This window comes from Amycolatopsis sp. QT-25, assembly GCF_029369745.1.
In the GTDB taxonomy this organism is placed as follows: Bacteria; Actinomycetota; Actinomycetes; order Mycobacteriales; family Pseudonocardiaceae; genus Amycolatopsis.
In genome coordinates this window covers 4,141,601-4,159,221 of sequence record NZ_CP120210.1, presented here as the reverse complement: position 1 = coordinate 4,159,221, position 17,621 = coordinate 4,141,601, and the positions used below count along the sequence as shown (strand labels likewise).

General features: G+C 69.7%; 13 protein-coding genes. All 13 read left to right on the top strand.

All coding sequences use genetic code 11. From position 1 onward, the window contains the following. Window positions 1–119 precede the first annotated feature (119 nt). The 13 genes from P3102_RS19340 to P3102_RS19280 are packed head-to-tail and all read left to right on the top strand — an operon-like array spanning window position 120 to window position 17,618. Entirely contained in the window at window positions 120–1,448 is a 1,329-nt protein-coding gene (locus P3102_RS19340; protein WP_276360574.1) for a SidA/IucD/PvdA family monooxygenase, read from the top strand. Further along, entirely contained in the window at window positions 1,445–2,551 is a 1,107-nt protein-coding gene (locus P3102_RS19335; RefSeq protein WP_276360573.1) for an FAD-dependent oxidoreductase, read from the top strand. Before P3102_RS19340 ends, P3102_RS19335 begins: the two co-directional genes overlap by 4 nt. Window positions 2,552–2,553: 2 nt before the next feature. Beyond that, entirely contained in the window at window positions 2,554–4,827 is a 2,274-nt protein-coding gene (locus P3102_RS19330; protein WP_276360571.1) for a class I tRNA ligase family protein, read from the top strand. After that, complete coding sequence (locus P3102_RS19325) at window positions 4,824–8,117, top strand: amino acid adenylation domain-containing protein (RefSeq protein ID WP_276360570.1); 3,294 nt, start codon at window positions 4,824–4,826, stop codon at window positions 8,115–8,117. The genes P3102_RS19330 and P3102_RS19325 overlap by 4 nt, the downstream gene beginning before the upstream one ends. Then, on the top strand, window positions 8,114–9,661 hold the full coding sequence (locus tag P3102_RS19320) for an AMP-binding protein (RefSeq protein ID WP_276360568.1): 1,548 nt from the start codon (window positions 8,114–8,116) through the stop codon (window positions 9,659–9,661). Before P3102_RS19325 ends, P3102_RS19320 begins: the two co-directional genes overlap by 4 nt. Next, window positions 9,651–9,917: a phosphopantetheine-binding protein gene (locus P3102_RS19315; protein WP_276360567.1), complete on the top strand. Its 267-nt coding sequence runs from the start codon at window positions 9,651–9,653 to the stop codon at window positions 9,915–9,917. Before P3102_RS19320 ends, P3102_RS19315 begins: the two co-directional genes overlap by 11 nt. After that, window positions 9,914–10,531 (top strand): GNAT family N-acetyltransferase, encoded by a 618-nt coding sequence (locus P3102_RS19310; protein WP_276360565.1) that lies wholly within the window; start codon window positions 9,914–9,916, stop codon window positions 10,529–10,531. Before P3102_RS19315 ends, P3102_RS19310 begins: the two co-directional genes overlap by 4 nt. Then, entirely contained in the window at window positions 10,528–11,553 is a 1,026-nt protein-coding gene (locus P3102_RS19305; protein WP_276360564.1) for a C45 family peptidase, read from the top strand. Before P3102_RS19310 ends, P3102_RS19305 begins: the two co-directional genes overlap by 4 nt. 14 nt (window positions 11,554–11,567) lie before the next feature. Further along, window positions 11,568–12,323: an alpha/beta fold hydrolase gene (locus P3102_RS19300; protein ID WP_276360562.1), complete on the top strand. Its 756-nt coding sequence runs from the start codon at window positions 11,568–11,570 to the stop codon at window positions 12,321–12,323. Then, complete coding sequence (locus tag P3102_RS19295; protein WP_276360560.1) at window positions 12,323–13,252, top strand: hypothetical protein; 930 nt, start codon at window positions 12,323–12,325, stop codon at window positions 13,250–13,252. Before P3102_RS19300 ends, P3102_RS19295 begins: the two co-directional genes overlap by 1 nt. Further along, window positions 13,242–15,452, top strand: coding sequence for an iron-containing redox enzyme family protein (locus P3102_RS19290; RefSeq protein ID WP_276360559.1), 2,211 nt, complete (start codon window positions 13,242–13,244; stop codon window positions 15,450–15,452). The genes P3102_RS19295 and P3102_RS19290 overlap by 11 nt, the downstream gene beginning before the upstream one ends. Further along, entirely contained in the window at window positions 15,449–16,489 is a 1,041-nt protein-coding gene (locus P3102_RS19285) for a saccharopine dehydrogenase (RefSeq protein WP_276360557.1), read from the top strand. Before P3102_RS19290 ends, P3102_RS19285 begins: the two co-directional genes overlap by 4 nt. Then, window positions 16,482–17,618, top strand: a complete 1,137-nt coding sequence (locus P3102_RS19280) for a saccharopine dehydrogenase family protein (RefSeq protein WP_276360555.1) — start codon at window positions 16,482–16,484, stop codon at window positions 17,616–17,618. Before P3102_RS19285 ends, P3102_RS19280 begins: the two co-directional genes overlap by 8 nt. Window positions 17,619–17,621 lie beyond the last annotated feature (3 nt).

Here is a 17,621-nt window from a genome sequence, read left to right as displayed (position 1 = left end):
CTGCGGACGTTCACGACAGGTCAGGTGACGGCAGTACGGGAAGGGGTCCCGATGCGCGAAACGATCCATGACAGCGAACCACGACGGCCCGGCGCGGCGCGCGAGGGGAGAGTCGCGAGGTGACTGCTCCTCTACCGCGTCGTCCGGAACAGGAGACGGCACACTACCACTGCCTCGGCGTCGGCGTGGGGCCCGCGAACCTCAGCCTGGCGTCCTTGCTGCACGGCCGGGACGGGATCGCGAACCTCTTCCTGGATCGAGAAGAGCGTTTCGGTTGGCACGATGGACAACAGATACCCGGCGCGACCCTGCAGGTGTCGCTGCTCAAGGACCTGGTGACGCTGTCCGATCCCACCAGCCGGTTCTCATTCCTGTCCTATTTGCACGAACAAGGCCGGATCTATCATTTCATCAACGCCCGATTCGAGGCCGTGCCCCGGCAGGAGTTCCGCAACTACCTCGAGTGGGCCAGTGCGTCCAACGAAAACGTCCGCTTCGGCGAAGAAGTCCGTGAGGTCGACTTCGACGGGTCGCGTTTCGTCGTCCGCACCACCAAGCGAACGGCCACGGCGGACAACATCGTGGTGGGAATCGGTACGAAACCCTGGGTGCCCGAACCCGCGCGCGGAAAACTGGGCGCATCACAGTTCCACGTCGCTGATTTCGTAGCCAAAAGCCGGGATTTCGCCGGAAAGCGCGTTTCGGTGGTCGGTGGTGGGCAATCCGGCGCCGAGGTCTTCCTCGACCTGCTTTCCCGCCCCGTGGACCAACTTCCGCGTCGGGTGACCTGGGTTTCCCGTCGGCACAACTACTTCCCGATCGACGACACGCCGTTCACCAACGAGTACTTCGTTCCGGGCTATTCCGACTACTTCTTCGACCTCGACCGACCCGCCCGGGTGGCGCTCAACGCGCAGAACGTGTTGACCAGCGACGGGATCTCCGAGTCCACACTGCGGGAGATCTATCAGCGCTGCTATGCCCGCCGGTTCGTCGACGGCGCCGATGACCTTTTCGCCCTCCTGCCCAACCGGACCGTCACCGGTGTCACCGCCGACCGCGACGCGTGGGATCTGACCGTGGAAAGCAACGACGACCCGGGCCTGGTCGAGCACGTCGAAGCCGACTCCGTGGTGTGGGCCACCGGCTATCGCCCCGCGACAGCGGATTTTCTGTCGCCGCTGGAGGACAGGCTCGCCCGGGAGGGCGAGGAATACAACGTGGACAAGGATTTCGCCATCCGCTGGGACGGTCCCCGCGACCGCTCGGTGTTCCTGCAGAACGGGGTCCGCGAGCAGCGTGGCCTCGCCGACCCGAATCTGAGCCTGGTCGCATGGCGCAGCCAGCGGATCATGGACCGGTTGCTCGGGGTGCACTCCAACGAACAGCTGGAGCCCTTCATCGACTGGGCGGGCAAGCACACCGCCGACGCGTTGGACCGGACGTGAGCGCGGCGACGGCCGGTACCGCACACCGAGCCGCCGCCGGCGGCCGACGGGCGGGCGTCCGGGACCAGGTCGACATCGCCGTGCTGGGCGGGGGCATCATCGGCTGCCTGACCGCTCGCGAAATCATCCGGCGCGCGCCGGGGGCGTCGGTGCTGCTGCTCGACCGCGAACTGGTCGGTGGCGGAGCCTCGCTGCGGTCGGCCGGGTTGCACATCCCGCGCGGTGCCACCGCGGCGGTGCGCGAAATGGCCCGCTTCAGCCATGAGCACTACCGGAAGCTGGTCCAGGACCGTCCTGGGCTTCCTCTTCGTCCGGTGGCCATGCGAGTCGTGGGCACCGCCGCCGACGAGCCGAGATTACGCACGGATTATCTGCCCGAGGCGGAGCTCACCGCCACCAGCGACCTGCCGGATGAAGTGAGCCTGCCGCCGGGTGCGGCCGCCTGGTCGGTCCAAGGCGGCCACTACGCCGACGTGGCCCAGGTGACCCGCGCCTTGACCGCCGATCTGCGCACGGACGCCCAGATAGGCGAAGCGGTCCGAGTGGACGCGGTGACCGAGCACCGGGATGGCGTCGCCCTGCGGCTGGGCACCGGCGAGGAGCTGACCGCGGGCAAGGTGGTGCTCGCGCCGGGACCGTGGCTGGCCGCCCCCGCGTGGCGGGCGATGGTGGCCCCGTTGGAGGCGAGGGTGAAGAAGGTCGTCGCGCTGCACGTCGGCGGACGGCCTGCCCCGCACGACGCGGCGGTGATCTTCGAGCGCGAAGACGCCTTTCTGCTGCCTTTGCCCGAACGCGGGCACTGGCTCTTCAGCTACACCTGCTCGGAATGGGACGTCGATCCGGACGCCCCGTCGAAAGGGCTGACCGAACACAACCTGCACGAAGCACGGGAGATCCTCCGGCGGCACGCTCCCGCGATGGCCGCCGGCCGACTCTCCGGACGAGTCTTCTGCGACGCCTACAGCGGTACCGGCGAGCCCACGGTGCGCGCGCTCGGCGATGGCCGGGTCGTCTTCGCGGGCGCGGCGAACGGGTCGGGCTACCGGCTCGGGCCCGCCATCGCCGCCCGCGCGGCCGACCTGCTCGACATGGGAGGAAGTTGATCGTGGAGATCAGTACGTTCACCGGCGAAGGACTGACCCGGGCGTTCGGCATCGATGTCGCGACCTTGGATCCGGGTACGGGCGGCGACCTGGGCGTGGGGGCGTCCTGGGGCCGGGTGGCACCCGGCGTGCGGTCGCTGACCCACCAGCACGACGAGACCGAGATATGGGTCCTCGTCGCCGGAGGCGGCGACCTGGTCGTCGACGGCGCCGCGCATCGGATCGAGGCCGGGACGGTCGTCCGGTTCGACCCGTTCGAAACCCACTACGTCACCAACAACGGGGAGACCGACCTGGTACTGGTGTCGTTCTTCTGGCGCGACCTCACCCGTGCGACGGCCGCCGCCGGGGAATCGGTGCGCCGCCGGTTCGGTGAGCGTCCGGTCTTCGTGTTCTCCTCCGCCCCGACCCCGAACGGGGATCTGCATCTGGGGCACCTCGCGGGACCGTTCTTCGCCGCCGACGCCTACACCCGGTTCCAGCGAATGAACGGCGTCCAGGCATGGCACCTCTGTGGTACAGACGACTACCAGAACTACGTCGAGGCGGCCGCGGCGAAGGAAGGCCGCAGCGCGCTGGACACCGCGGCCCACTACAGCGAGCGGATCCGCGAAACCTTTGCCGCGATGGACATCGAAGTCCATCAGTTCACCGCGACCAGCGTCGACGACACCTACCCGGAGGGGCTGCGCGCCTTCTTCGGCGCGCTGGCGGACTCCGCTCCGGTCCGGCTGACCGAGGCCGACGCGCTGTTCGACCCGGAATCGGGCAAGTACCTTTTCGAATCCGGCGTCACCGGCACCTGCCCGTCCTGCGGGCAGACCACCGGCGGCAACATCTGCGAGGGCTGCCGCGAGCCCAACTCCGTGGCCGACCTCGGCAACCCGGTGTCGGTCGAGTCCGGCGCCCCGCCCCGCCGTGGCACCGTGCGCCGCTATCAGCTGTCCCTGCACGAACTCGCCGATTACGTCCGTGACCACCATCGCCGGGGCCGGGTACCCGCCTCGGTCAAGGAACTGGCCGCCCGGGTGCTCTCCCGCGGCCCCGTCGAGTTCCCGCTGACCCATCCCTCCGGCTGGGGACTGCCTCCTGACGAGTCCGATGTGGACGGACAGGTGATCTGGTCGTGGGTCGACCTGGCCTACAGCTTCCTGCACGGCATCGGCGCCCTGGGGGCGCGCGTCGGCCATGACTGGAAAGCCGCCGATCCGGACCCGGACTGGAAGATCGTGCACTTCCTCGGGGCGGACGGAACCTTCTTCCACCCGATCGCGTACCCGGCGCTCTACCGGGCGGCGTATCCGGGCTGGGAGCCCGACATCGACTACCACGTCAACGAGTTCTACCTGCTCCAGCAGAGCAAGTTCTCCACCAGCCGCCGTCACGCGGTGTGGGGGCGCGACGTGCTCGGCCCGGAGACCGCGGACGCGTACCGGCTCTATCTGGCACTGACCCGCCCGGAGGGCAGGCGGACCAACTTCGATCCGGACGAGTTCGACGTCTTCACCCGCGAAACGCTGGAAGGCCACTGGCAGGGCTGGCTCGCCGGCCTGGGCGAGCGGCTCGCCCGCGACCACGGCGGCAAGGTCCCCGACGCCGGTATCTGGACCCCGGAACACACCGCCTTCCTGGCCAAGCTCACCGAGCGGCTCACCGCGCTGACCCGTGCACTGGGCGCCGACGGTTTCTCTCTGAACTCCGCCGCGGCCCACCTTCTCGGCCTGGTCGAAGACACCCGCGTGTTCGCGGCCGGGGAGTCGGCCGCCGCGCAGATCGGTGACTGGGCCGACGAGGCGCGCACCGCCCTCGCGCTCGAAGTGGCCGCGGCCCGGTTGCTGGCCACCTGCGGTACCCCGGTGGTGCCCCGGTTCGCGGGTGCCCTCGCCGAAGCACTGGGACTGCCCGCCGAACGGAGCTGGCCGCGGACGGTGGAACTGGTCCCCGCGGGAACCACCGTGACCCTCGCCGGCCGCACGTTCTTCGGGGAGAAACAGGAAACCGCCGCCGAGTCGCCACTGCTGCCCTGGCTGTCCGACATGGTCCGCGAGGTGCTGAGGCTGCCCGCCGACGAGCCGGTGGCGCATCTCTCCCTGGCGGAGCTGGGAATGCAGTCGATTCAAGCCGTCGCACTGCAGTATCAGCTGACCGACCAGCTGGACGCCGACGTCTCGCTGGAGACGCTGTTCACCGGAGGCGACGTCGCCGAGCTCGCCGACACCCTGGTCAAGGAGCTGCCCGAGGACGTGGTGCGCAAGCACGCGGAGGTGAGCCGATGACCACGATCGAACGAGAGACCCCGGCTCGGGTGGTTCGCGAACTGCGCTCGCGCGGGCTCAACGTCAGCCTCTCGGGTTCGGACCTGAAACTGCAGGGGCCGCGCGAGCGGATGGACGCCGAACTGATCGCGAAGGTCAAGGCGCACAAAGCCGAACTGGTCGAATATCTGGACACCCCGCCCGGCGTGCCGCTGACCGCGTTGCAACGCGGCTATCTGATCGGCCGGGACCGGCAGGTCGAAATCGGCTCCGCCAGCCACATCTACCACGAGATCTCCGGTAGCTGGGACATCGACGGGCTGGAGAGCGCGCTCGACACGGTGGTGGCCCGGCACGGCATCCTGCGCACCCGGTTCACCGAGGACGGAACCCAGATCGAGCAGCGTTCCGCGCACGTCCCGATCGTCCGGTACGACCTGCGAGGCAAGTCCGCCGAGGAGCAGCACGCACACCGGGAGGCGGTGCGCGCCGAACGCGGTCACCGCAGCCTCCCGGCCGACGAAGCGCCGCTGCTCGCCGTCGCGGTCACCCTGCTCTCCGACCAGGAGATGCTGCTGCACGTCGACCACGACGGCCTCGTCCTCGACGCGATCAGCATCTTCCTGTTCTTCCAGCAGTGGCACGCCGCGTATACGGGTGCGACGGCGGACGCGGGCGAGGAAGCGAGATTCGCCGACTTCGTCGCCGCGCGGGAGCGTGCCCGGACCAAGACCCCGGCCGCACGGTCGAAGGACTACTGGCTGGCCCGTCTGGACGACCTGGCGCCATATCCGGATCTGCCGTTGCGCACCGGCCCGGCGGCGATCGCGGAAGCCCGGTTCACCGCTCGCTTCGCTCGGCTCGATCGTCCACAATGGACTAACTTGAAACAGCTGGGCGCCCGGCACGGGCTGACCCCGTCGGGGCTGCTGCTGGCGGTCTACGCCGAAGTACTGGCCTGCTGGGGCGCGGGCGAGCGGTTCACCCTCAACGCCACGGTGGCCAACCGGCCGCCGATCCATCCCCGGATCCACACCGCGCTGGGCAACTTCGGCGAGACCATGCTGATACAGGTGGAGTCGAAGGCCGACGGGCCGTTCGCCGACCGGGCCCGGGCCATCCAGGCATCGCTGCGCGAGTCGCTGGACAACCGGCACTTCTCCGGTATCGAGGTGCTCCGCGAACTGGCCCGCCAGGACGGCGCGGACGCCCGGATGCCCTACACCTTCAACAGCGCCATCGGCTACGAAGGCGTCGACGGGTCGGCGATGGAGCTGTTCGGGCCGGAGGTGTACACCGAGAGCCAGACCCCGCAGGTGTGGCTGGACGTGTCACCCTACGAGCAGCACGGCGGGGTCGTGGTGCAGTTCGACAGTGTCGACGAGCTGTTCCCCGAAGGGCTCGTCGACGCGCTGATCGACGGATATCAGCGGCTGCTCGGCGAACTGCGGGACCCGGACGCCTGGTCACGGCAGACCTTCGACCTGCGCCCGGACGACCAGCGCGCCCGCCGGGCCGAGGTCAACGACACCACCACCGAGATCCCGGACCCGGTTCTGCCCCAGCGCTTCCTGGCACAGGTTCAGTCCACTCCGGACGCTCCGGCGGTGATCACCGGTACGGCCGAGATCGACTATCGCGACCTGCACGCGCACGTCCAGCGCGCGGCGCGCTGGCTGCGTGATCGCGGAGTGCGCCGCGACGAGCCGGTCGGGCTGGTGATGACCCGCGGCCCCGAGCAGGTCGCGGGCATCCTCGCCGTCGTGCTCGCCGGAGGCGCGTATCTGCCGGTCGACGCCGGACTGCCCGCCGAGCGGCGTGCGCTCATGCTGGCCGACGGCGGAACCCGGTTCGTCCTGACCAACTCCGGCCACAGCGACGACGAGCGCGAGGTTCTCGACCTCGACCTGACACACCCCGCGGAGACAGTCGAGCCGGTGAGCCCGTTGCCCGACGCCGATCCGGGCGACCTGGCGTACGTGCTCTACACCTCCGGCACCACCGGCAGGCCGAAGGGCGTCATGGTCACCCACGGCGCGGTCGCCAACGTCGTCGCCGACTGCAACAGCCGGTTCGGCGTCGGTCCCGGTGACCGGTTCTTCGGTATCAGCTTGTTCTCGTTCGACCTGTCGGTCTACGACGTGTTCGGCGCGCTGTCGGCCGGGGCGGCCGTCGTGCTGCCGGATGCCGACCGAGCGGCCGATCCGGCGCACTGGCTGCGGCTGTGCGACCAGGCGGGGGTGACCGTGTGGAACTCGGTCCCCGCCATCGTCGGGCTGCTGCTCGAACAGGCCGAGGCCGACGGCGCCGAGTCCCTGCGGACGTTGCGGCTGGTGATGATGAGCGGCGACCGGCTGCCCCCGGCGCTTCCGGCCGCGCTGCGGGCGATCCGCCCCGGACTGGACGTGATCTCGCTGGGCGGGCCGACCGAGACGACCATCTGGAACATCTCGCATCCGGTCGGCACCGACGAGGACGGCTCGGAGTCGATCCCCTACGGCAGGCCCAACGCCAACAACCGGGCCTACGTGCTCGACGCGGCGGGCCGCGACCTGCCGGACTGGGTCACCGGCGAGATCTGCGCGGCGGGCACCGGTCTGGCGCGCGGCTACTGGAACGACGAGGAGCGGACCGCGGAGCGGTTCTTCGACGACCCGGTCCGCGGGGAACGGATCTACCGCACCGGGGACCTGGGCCGGTGGCTGCCCACCGGCGAGATCGAGATCCTCGGCCGGTCGGACTTCCAGATCAAGGTCAACGGCTACCGCATCGAGGCGGGCGAGGTCGAGACCCGGCTGGTCGCACTGGACGCCGTCCGCCGCGCCGTGGTGGCCCGCGAGTCCGGCGCCCGGGGCGACCGGCTGATCGCGCATCTCGTGCCCGCCGGCGTCGAGCGGCCCACCGCCCGCGAGCTCGGCGAGCTGGTGCGTGACGTGCTTCCGCACTACATGGTGCCGTCCGGAGTGTACTGGCACGATGCCTTTCCGCTGACCCGTAACGGAAAGGTCGACCGCGCCCGGTTGCAGCGGCACCAATCCGACGCGGTCGCCGTCACCGAAGCGCCGCCGGACACCGAGTTGGAGCACGAGGTCGCGCAGCTGTGGGCGAAGGTGCTCAAAGTCGACGCCCCGCCCGCCACCGCGACCCTGTACGACCTCGGCGGCGACTCGCTGGCCGCGGCCCGGATCCTCGCGGGCGTCCGGAAACAGTTCGGCGTCGGCTTCACGCTGGATCGGTTGCCCGAACTGGACACCGTGCGCCGCATGGCCGCGATGATCGCCGCCGCCCCGTCGAAGAGGGACCGTCGATGACCACCACCGAATCCGGGACCACCGTCCGGGTGCTGAACGAGATCAACACGACACCGCCCGAACCCGGGCACCGGTTGCACCTCGCCCGGCTCGACCGCACCGAACAGCTCGATCTGCGGGAGGTGCACGAGATGGCGGGCAGGCTCGCCCGCGCCCTCGTCGATTCCGGTCTCCGTCGCGGTGACCGGATCGGGATCCTGGCGCCCAACTGCCTGGAGTGGGTGCTGCTGGACCTCGCGGCCCTGCGCGTCGGCGCGGTCACCGTCGGCTTCGACCCGGCCAAATTCGACGCCGACCCGGCACTGGCCGTCCGATACGGCCTGACCCTGCTCTTCGCCGACGGGGAGGGCGACCGGGTCAAGCCGCTCACCGATGTCCGCGCGCTGGCCGGCGACCAGGACGCCGTCCCACCCGAACCGGTGCGCTATCGGCCGGAGGACTTCACGAGCCTCAAGCTCACGTCGGGCAGCACCGGCGAGCCCAAGGGCATGACCGCGTCGGCGGGCAGCATCGACGCCGGGATCGGCGCCGTACAGGAGATCTTCCGGCACGGCGCCGATGACAACCTGTTCGTCTTCCTGCCGCTGGCGGTCCTGCAACAGCGTTACTGGATCTATTCGGCCCTGCGCTTCGGCCACGACGTCACCTTGAGCACCTACGAGGCCGCGTTTCCGACGCTGCGCCGGGTCAAGCCCACCGTGGTGATGGGGGTGCCGGGGTTCTTCGCCACCGCCAAGGCCTACATCGAGCAGCAGGTCACCAGGGCCGGCCCGGAGCTCCCGCCGTCGGAAGCGCTGGCCCAGGGCGCCCGCCGCGTGTTCGGTGACCGGATCCGTTACCTGTGGACCGGTTCCGCCCCGGCCGCCGAGGACGTCCTCCGGTTCTTCACCGACGCCGGATTGCCCATCTACGAGGGCTACGGGCTCAACGAGACCTGCGTCGTCGCGAAGAACCATCCCGGCGCGCATCGGCCCGGAAGCGTCGGGAAGGTGTTGCCGCACAAAGAGGTCCTGATCGACGGTGACGGTGTCGTGAGCGTGCGCAGCCGACCTCCGGTGTGCGATCGCTACGAGTTCGCGCCGCCCGGCGCGTCGGAACGGGTGTTCCCGGAGCCGGGGCTGGTCCGCACCGGTGACCTGGGGGAGCTGGACGACGACGGCTATCTCTACATCAAGGGACGGGCCGACGACGTGATAGTGCTCGAGAACGGGCGGAAGGTGGTGGTGCGCCCGGTGGAAGACCACATGCGCACCAGTCCCGCCATCGCCGAATGCGTGCTGTTCTGCCCCTCCCAGACGTATCTGGTGGCGGTGGTGTCCCCGGCGTCGCTGCCCCCCGACGAGGCGGCGATCGCCGAACAGCTCGCCCGCACCAACGCGGCTTTCGGAACCGACGAGCAGATCCGCAAGGTGGTCGTCGCGGCCGAACCGTTCAGCGCCGGAAACGGGCTGCTCAGTTCACAGTTCAAACCGCTGCGGTCGCGGATCGCCGACCGCTACCACGACGAGATCCACGATGACCAGGGGAGCGTCCATGTCTGCTGAACCGTCCACCATCGACGACGCGGTGCGGGACAACCTGTCCCGGGTGCTGAGCAAGCCCGTCGAACCCGCCGAAATCGACCCGGACCGCGATCTCGCCGACGGCTACGGCCTGACCTCGATGCAGAAGGTGATGTTCCTGATGTCCGCCTGCGACGACACCGGAGTCGGCCTGGAGACGTTCACCGAGCCGGACGTGGCGGCCATGCGCACCCTGCGCGACGTCACCCACGCGCTCGCCGGGGCGGTGACGAAATGAGCGGGCGGCGCTGGGCCGAACTCGCTCGCACCGAACTGGCCGACGACCACGTGGTGCTCCGGCCGATAGCCGAGACCGACCGTGAGCCGCTGCGCACGATCGCACTCGATTCGGCGATCTGGCGCTACTTCGTGCAGCTCATCGAGACCGACGAGCAGTTCGACGCGTTCTTCGACGCCGCCCTCGCCGACCAGGCCAAGGGCGACCGGGTCGTGTACGTGATCACCGAGCGGGAAACCGGGCTGATCGCGGGAAGCATGAGTTTCTGCAGTATCAACCAGGACGCGGGACGGCTGGAGATCGGCTGGTCCTGGCTGGGCACGAAGTTCCAGGGCAAGGGCGTCAACCACTGGGCCAAGTACCTGATGCTGCGCGAGGCCTTCGACGTACTGGGCGCCGAGCGGGTCGAATTCAAGACGGACGTGCTGAACAAGCAGGCCCGTCAGGGGCTTCGCAACATCGGCGCGGTGGAGGAGGGCGTCCTGCGCAGCTTCAATCCCATGCCGGGCGGCCGCCGCCGGGACGCCGTCTACTACAGCGTTCTGCGTGCCGAATGGCCCGGCGTGGCGGCCACCCTGCTCGCGGGGAAGAAGGTCACGGAGCGTGGCTCGTGACCGTCCCCTGCGTCCGTGCCCACGGTGACGCGTTCACCCGAGGCCGGGCGCACGGCGAGACGCTGGCGACGGAATTGCGCCATTTCCTCGGCGACCGTCTCGCCCGGCTCAACGCGCTGTCGCCGGACCCGCTGAGTCTCGACGCGCTACGCCCGGACCTCGCCGAGTACGCCCGCGCCATCGACGAACAGATGCCGGACCTGGGCACGGAGATCCGCGGCCTGGCCGAAGGGGCGGGCATCACCCACGACGAGGCGGTGCTGCTGCAGATGCGCCGAGAAGTGCTCGGCTACCAGAAGCTGCCGACGATGGGCGACTGCACCACCTACGCGCGAACCGGCTCCGGACCCGTGCTGGCGCAGACCGTCGACCTCAACGGCGATCTCGACGACCACCTCGCCGTCCTCGACGTCCGAACAGGGCAGCGACGGTCGCTCGTGCTCAGTTTCGGCGGTCTGCTCGGCTATCTGGGGGTCAACGACGCCGGCCTCGCCGTCGGGCTGAATCTGGTGCTGGCCGGGAAATGGCGCCACGGGCCGTCGCCGTATCTGGCGATCCGGCATCTGCTCGACACCTGTGACAACGTCGCCGAAGCCGTGGAGACCCTACGAGGCCTGCGGCTGGCCAGCTCGCGTTCGGTGACCCTGTGCGATCTCACCACCACCGCCTGGGTGGAGATCGCCGATGACGACCTGCGGTCGACCGAGGGGCCGGAATCCGTGCACACGAACCACTTCCTGCATCCGGACCTCGCCCCCCGCGACGAACTGACCGTGTTCGCGCGCAACTTCTCGCTCCAGCGGCTCAAAGCCGGTCAGGCGGGGATCGAACGGCTGCCGGAACAGGCGTCCACAGAGGACCATTTCGCGCTGCTGTCCCGTGCTCCCGTACGTGTCGCCGGGAACGGCGACATCCGTCGCGAGAGGACCGTCGCCGCGGTCGTGCTCCGGCCGGATCGGGGAGAACTGCACGTACGTCCCGGCGACCCGGCCCATTCGCCCACCGAAACCTTCACGCTCTGAGAGGAGACGCACCGGTGCCCGACTGCTTCCTCACCCGCGGCGGTGATCGCCCCGCCAGAGTCTTCTGCTTCCCGTACGCGGGCGGTGATCCGCGCGTCTACCTGGAATGGCAGGAACGTCTCGACGACCACGTCGACGTCGTCGCGGTCTGTCCGCCGGGCAAAGCGCACCGGGCGCACGAACCACTGCCGGTGTTCGACGACCTCGCCGACGACCTCGCCGCCGCGATCGCCGACGAGGTCGCCGCGGATCCGCGGCCGGCGCAGTTGTTCGGCCACAGCTTCGGCGGGCTGCTGGCCTTCGAGGTCGCCCGCCGACTGCGCGGTCTGCCCGCGGTCGGTCACCTGACCGCGTCCGGGGTCTCCGCCCCCTCGCTGCTGCCCTCGGACCGGGTGCGCCGGATCGCCGACCTCGACGGCGCCGAATTCGCCGACGCACTGGCGTACTTCGGCCAGTTCCCGCCCGAGGTCGTCGCGGACAAGGACGTGCTGAACCTGCTGCTGCCCGGCCTCAAGGCGGATTTCGACCTGGCCGTGGGATACCGGTACCGGCCGTCGCCGCCGCTGGAGATCGGGGTGTCGGTCATCGTCGGCACCGAGGATCCGCACGTCGGTGACGTGCAGGTCGCGCCGTGGGCCAAGGAATGTGTCGAACCCCCGGAGCGGTTCCGTGTCGCCGGCGGGCACTTCTACTTCGACCCCGACCCCGAACCTGTCCTCTCCCTGCTGCGCGCGCACGCCGAGGCCACCACCCATGTGGAGGTCATCTGATGACCACCGGTGTGTACCTCAGCGATCCGTGTTACGTGCTCGGAGAGCAGGAGGTCGACCATGCGGCCCTGCCCGGGCTGGAAGCCAAGGCCCAGCGGTACGGGCTGGCCTTCGAACCCGGACTGTGGGGCTGGGGCAGCGTGTTCCGCACCGAGCGCGGACTCGACGACCTCGCCGTCGACGCGGGCAGGAAAGCCCTGCTTGCCGGTGGGACCGATCCGGACGAGGTCGACGCCCTGGTGTTCTGTTCGACCTACCTGCCGGTGCCGCCGGAAGGACACGGCACGTTCCTCCGGGGAATGCTGACCCGCCTCGGTCTCAGCGACATTCCCGTCTACGGCACGAATCTGGGCCGTTGTGTCAACCTGCTGTCCGGTTTGGACCTCGCCACCGCGCTGGTCGGCAGCGGGCGATTCCGGCGGATTCTCGTCGTCACGGCGGATCGGGTGTTCGACGAGGACGCCCGGATCACCGGATACGCGCTGTTCAGCGACGGCGGCGCCGCCTGCCTGGTCGATGCGGAGCGGGGCGGCTACGAAATCCTCGGCTGCGCGTCCGCGCAAGAGACCGCTTCACTGGACTGGTCGTCCGAGATCAGCTCCGACCTCGCCAAACAGGTCAACGAGCGGCTTCTCGGCGCACGCGGGATCGACACCAGGGAACTGGACGCCTTGCTGCACGCCAACATCTACCTGCCGCTGCTGGTGATGAAGGAGAGACAAGCCGGTTTCGCCCCCGGCCAGCTGGACACCACGAACATCACCCGGATCGGCCACTGCTTCGCCGCCGACCCGCTGATCAACCTCGCCGATCGCGAAGCCGAGGACCGGATCCGTCCCGGCGGGCACTACCTGCTGGCAGCGAGCGTTCCCGGTTCCCGCATCGGAATCCTGGTCCGCAAACCGGAAGGAGCGACCGATGGCCGTTGAGCCGACCCTCGTCCCCGACGACACCACGACCGCCTTGCCACCCAGGCCGTTCCACTTCACGCCAGGCACCGATGAGGCCGTCGACGAGGTGATCGCCGCCGGTCCGCGTGAGGTGTTCCGCACGCTGTTGCAGGACCGCGAGTCCGAGACGACCCTGTTGCTCGCTCGCCGGGTCCTGCACGCTTTTCTCGCGCCAGCCCGAGTGCGGGCCGTGGACGACTTGCCCGCCGCCGTCGGCGAGCTGGTCGAACAGGCCCGCGCGGAGCTCGTCCCGGCGCACGCGTCCCTCGCCGCGGCAGACCGGGAGGTCCGCGCCGATCTACTGCGCCAGCGCGGGGTGATCGCCCTGCTCGACGGCTGCTGGCTCGACGCGGTGTCGCAGCCCGCCACCCAGCCCGCCCTCGTGGTGAACCGCCTGTTCGGCCACCATGTCGTCCTCGCCGGGGGCGGGAACCCGCTCGAATCCGCACAGCACCGCCGGACCCGTGCGCTGGAGGACGCCGGGGCGGCGCTGCCCGACGTCGCCGCCGCCGACTTCCTCGACCGGGCCGAGGCCCGGCCGGCGACGATCCTGCTCGCGTGTTTCCCGCTGGCGCTCGCGGTGCTGCCCGCCAACTTCCTGCCCGAGGTCGTCGGCGTCCACCACGCGTTCCACCGGCTGGGGATCGACGACCGGTTGCTGGGCACACCGCCGCCGATCCCGCCGGGCGATCTCGACGCACTGCTCGCCGAGTACGCCGGTCAGGCGAGCCCGCAAGACCGTGGGCGGGTGCTGGCCGCGGTCGAACTGACGTTGTCGCTGGAACGGGAACATCTGGGCCTGCTCATCGAGCTGCTCGAATTCCGGCGCACTCAGACCCTGGAGTCGAAGGTCGCCGAAGTGATCTCCCGGCACGCGCCGCTGGCAGGCAAGCAGCACGGCCGGGTCACGCTGGGCGATCGGACACTGGTGGAGACGTTCGCCGGATTCGGCCGTATCGCGGCCGGTGCCGACCCCGTCGCGCTCGCCGAATTCCTCGCCGAATTCCGCGAATCCCCGTACCTGGTCGAACAACCGGACGGTGATTGCCGGTTCCTGGCCGCGACCCGGTTCGGGGGCTCGATGTTCGGCATCTTCGACGAACGCGAGGCCAAGGTGCTCGCCGACTGGATCGCCACCGTGCACAAGGGTGCCAAGCCCTCGATCACCGTGCGGCCGAACACCGTCGGCGACGCTCTCGCGGCTCGCTGGTCCGCCGCGATTCGCGACGCCCGGCCGGACGACGTCGTGTTCGACGCGTCGCCGCCGTCCGACGACCGCGAACTGTTCTACCGGCTGGTCAACATCGAGAACCACGCCGCGACCCTGCAGGTGGCCGCCGATCGTGCGGAGCGGTGTTTCGCCGACGCGCAGGTGCTGTTCGAACACGGCGCGGGCGGCCGCTACACCGACGCCAGCTTCTTCGAGTACGACGCCGACGCGCTCTACGCGCGAGCGGAGAAGATCTACTGGGAGAAGCTGGTCGAGCCGTACGAACCGCTGAAGGAAGTCCCGGACGCCGACGAGGTGCTGTTCGAGCAGAGCACCTATCAGCTCACCTACCTGATCGACGGCGCCTGGCTGCACCGCGTCGGCAGGCTGGGCCGCCGGGAACGGGAAAGCGACGGGATGCTGTTCAGGATTCACGCCGACGAGATGGGCAACGGCGATGTGCGCAAGAACCATCTCACCCTGACCCGCCGCGCGATGGTCAGCCAGGGCCGGGACCTTCCGCACATCCGGACCGAGGAGTTCACCGACCAGGACGAACTGCCCGACGACATGTACGGCTTCGCGTTGCAGCAGCTGTCGATGTGCCTGCTCCCGGACCGGTTCTACAACGAGATCCTCGGCTACAACCTGGCGATCGAGATGTTCGGCTCCGGGGAGATGCGGCTGCACGAGATCCAGAAGCTGCGTCACCACGGTTTCGACGACTGCTACGAGCAGGCGCATCTGACCATCGACAACTTCTCCGCCGGCCATGCCAAACAGGCCGCCGACATCATCGTCGCCTACCTGGACCGGGTGCGGCGGAACAGCGGCGAAGCGGCGGTGGCGGGGGAGTGGCGGCGGGTCTGGCGCGGTTATGCTTCGTTCGCGTTCTTTCTGGAACAGCCGCTGCTTCGCGAGGTCGCGACGGCAGAGCCCACGGACGAGAGTACGGAGCTGGTGTTGTGAGCGGAGCGCGGTTGCTGATGCGCGAGGAGTTCCGGCCGACCGAATGCCGTGCGCCGTTGTCCCCGGATTCGGCCCGCGACGTGATCCGCGGGGGCGTCGAGGTCACTGTGGAACGGTCGTCGCGACGGGTGTTCCGCGACGACGACTACGCCGCCGCCGGCTGCACGCTTGTCCCGGCAGGCAGCTGGCCCGACGCCTCGGACGACGTGTTCGTACTGGGGCTGAAGGAATTGCCCGAGCACCCCGCCGTACTGCGGCACCGGCACATCTACTTCGGGCACGCCTACAAGAACCAGCCCGGTGCGCGGGAACTGCTGCGTCGCTTCACCGAAGGCGGAGGGGCGCTTCTGGATCTGGAGAGCCTCGTCGACGAGGAAGGCCGTCGCGTCGCCGCCTTCGGCTATTGGGCGGGCTACGTCGGCGCCGCCCTCGCCGTGCTGCGCCATCGCGGCCGGCTCTCCGAACCGCTCGTGCCCATGTCCCGCGAGAACCTGGACGAAGCACTCCGGGCGGAGGCGGAACCGTCGCGTGCCTTGGTGATCGGCGCGCTCGGCCGCTGCGGTCGCGGGGCGGCCGACGCGCTCACCGCGGCGGGCGCCGACGTGACACGGTGGGATCTGGAAGAGACGCGGGACCTCGACGTGACGGCTCTGCTCGACCACGACATCATGGTCAACGCGGTCCTCGCCACCGGTCCGATCAACCCGTTCCTGACCGTGGAGACGCTGCGCCGTCCCCGGAGGCTGTCCGTGGTCGCCGACGTGACCTGCGATGTCGGATCGCCGTGCCACGCGCTGCCGATCTACGACGAGACCACCACCTGGCGGGATCCGGTGCGCCGGATCGGTGATCTGGACGTGATCGCGATCGACAACCTGCCGTCGCTGCTCCCCGCCGAGTCCACGGTGGACTTCGCCGCGGAGCTCGCGCCGTATCTGGCGGAACTCAGCGACTCAGGTGTCTGGCGGCGCGCTTCCGCCGCGTTCACCGCCGCCTGCGCGAGCCATGACCTGAACCGGAAGGAAGACCATGTCTGACACCCCGGCCGTGCACTGGGTCGGCACCGGCCTGTCGACCGGCCCCGGCCTCGCGGTCCTGGCCGAGCAAACCCGCGTCGTGCTCTGGGGCCGCACCGAAACCAAGGCCGAAGACTGCCTGAAGCGGCTCGGCGTGACGGGTGAACCACGGGCGTTCACGCCCGAGGCGCTCGCCGCGGAGGTCGACGCGGGTGACGTCGTCGTCTCGATGCTGCCGGGCACCGAACATCCGGGACTGCTGCGGATCTGCCTCGACAACGGCGCGCACTTCGCATGCAGCAGCTACGCCTCGGACGCGATCCGCGACGGCGCGGACAAGGCAGCCGCGGCGGGGCTCACCGTGCTCACCGAAATCGGACTCGACCCGGGCATCGATCACCTCTTCGCCGACGTCCTGGTCGAACGGGCGTCGCGGGCGCTGGGCCCGGACGCCCGCGTCACGGCGGCGTTCACCTCCTACTGCGGCGGGGTGCCCGCCGAACCGAACGAGTTCCGCTACCGGTTCAGCTGGGCCCCGCGCGGCGTCCTCACCGCGCTGCTCACCCCGGCGCACTACGTCGAGTCGGGCGAAAAACACGTCGCCGATCGCCCGTGGGAGGTGGCGCGGCCGCTGGAGCTGGACGGCGAGCAGTTCGAGGTCTATCCGAATCGCGACAGCCTGCCCTACATCCGCCAGTACGGGGTGCCGGAACCCTGGCGGCTGGACACCTTCGTGCGCGGCACCCTGCGCCTGGACGGCTGGCTCGACGCCTGGGCGGACGTGTTCGCCGAACTACGGCGAGGCGACTCCGACCGGATCAGCGAACTCGCGGATGTACTCGCCGCCCGTCACCCGACCCGTCCGCAGGACCGGGACCGAGTGGTGCTGGCCGTGGAGTTGTCCGCACGCCGCGCGGACGGGCGCACCTGGTCCGGCCGGTACGCGCTGGATCTCGTCGGCGACCCCGGGGCCAGTGCCATGGCCCGCTGTGTGTCCTTGCCGCTCGCCCTCGGCATCGGTGAACTGCTCGAGGGCGCCCTGCCCGCGGGTCTGGTCCAGGGCGCCCCCGACCCGACAGCCGCCGCACGCTGGCTCGACCGCCTCGCCGCGTGGGGCCTGCCGATCCGCCTCACCGGTAACGACCTCTGAACC

Coding starts and splice junctions, on each gene's coding strand:
- P3102_RS19320 (WP_276360568.1), top strand. CDS start 8,114: ATGACCACCACCGAATCCGGGACCACCGTCCGGGTGCTGAACGAGATC.
- P3102_RS19295 (WP_276360560.1), top strand. CDS start 12,323: ATGACCACCGGTGTGTACCTCAGCGATCCGTGTTACGTGCTCGGAGAG.
- P3102_RS19280 (WP_276360555.1), top strand. CDS start 16,482: ATGTCTGACACCCCGGCCGTGCACTGGGTCGGCACCGGCCTGTCGACC.
- P3102_RS19310 (WP_276360565.1), top strand. CDS start 9,914: ATGAGCGGGCGGCGCTGGGCCGAACTCGCTCGCACCGAACTGGCCGAC.
- P3102_RS19290 (WP_276360559.1), top strand. CDS start 13,242: ATGGCCGTTGAGCCGACCCTCGTCCCCGACGACACCACGACCGCCTTG.
- P3102_RS19325 (WP_276360570.1), top strand. CDS start 4,824: ATGACCACGATCGAACGAGAGACCCCGGCTCGGGTGGTTCGCGAACTG.
- P3102_RS19315 (WP_276360567.1), top strand. CDS start 9,651: ATGTCTGCTGAACCGTCCACCATCGACGACGCGGTGCGGGACAACCTG.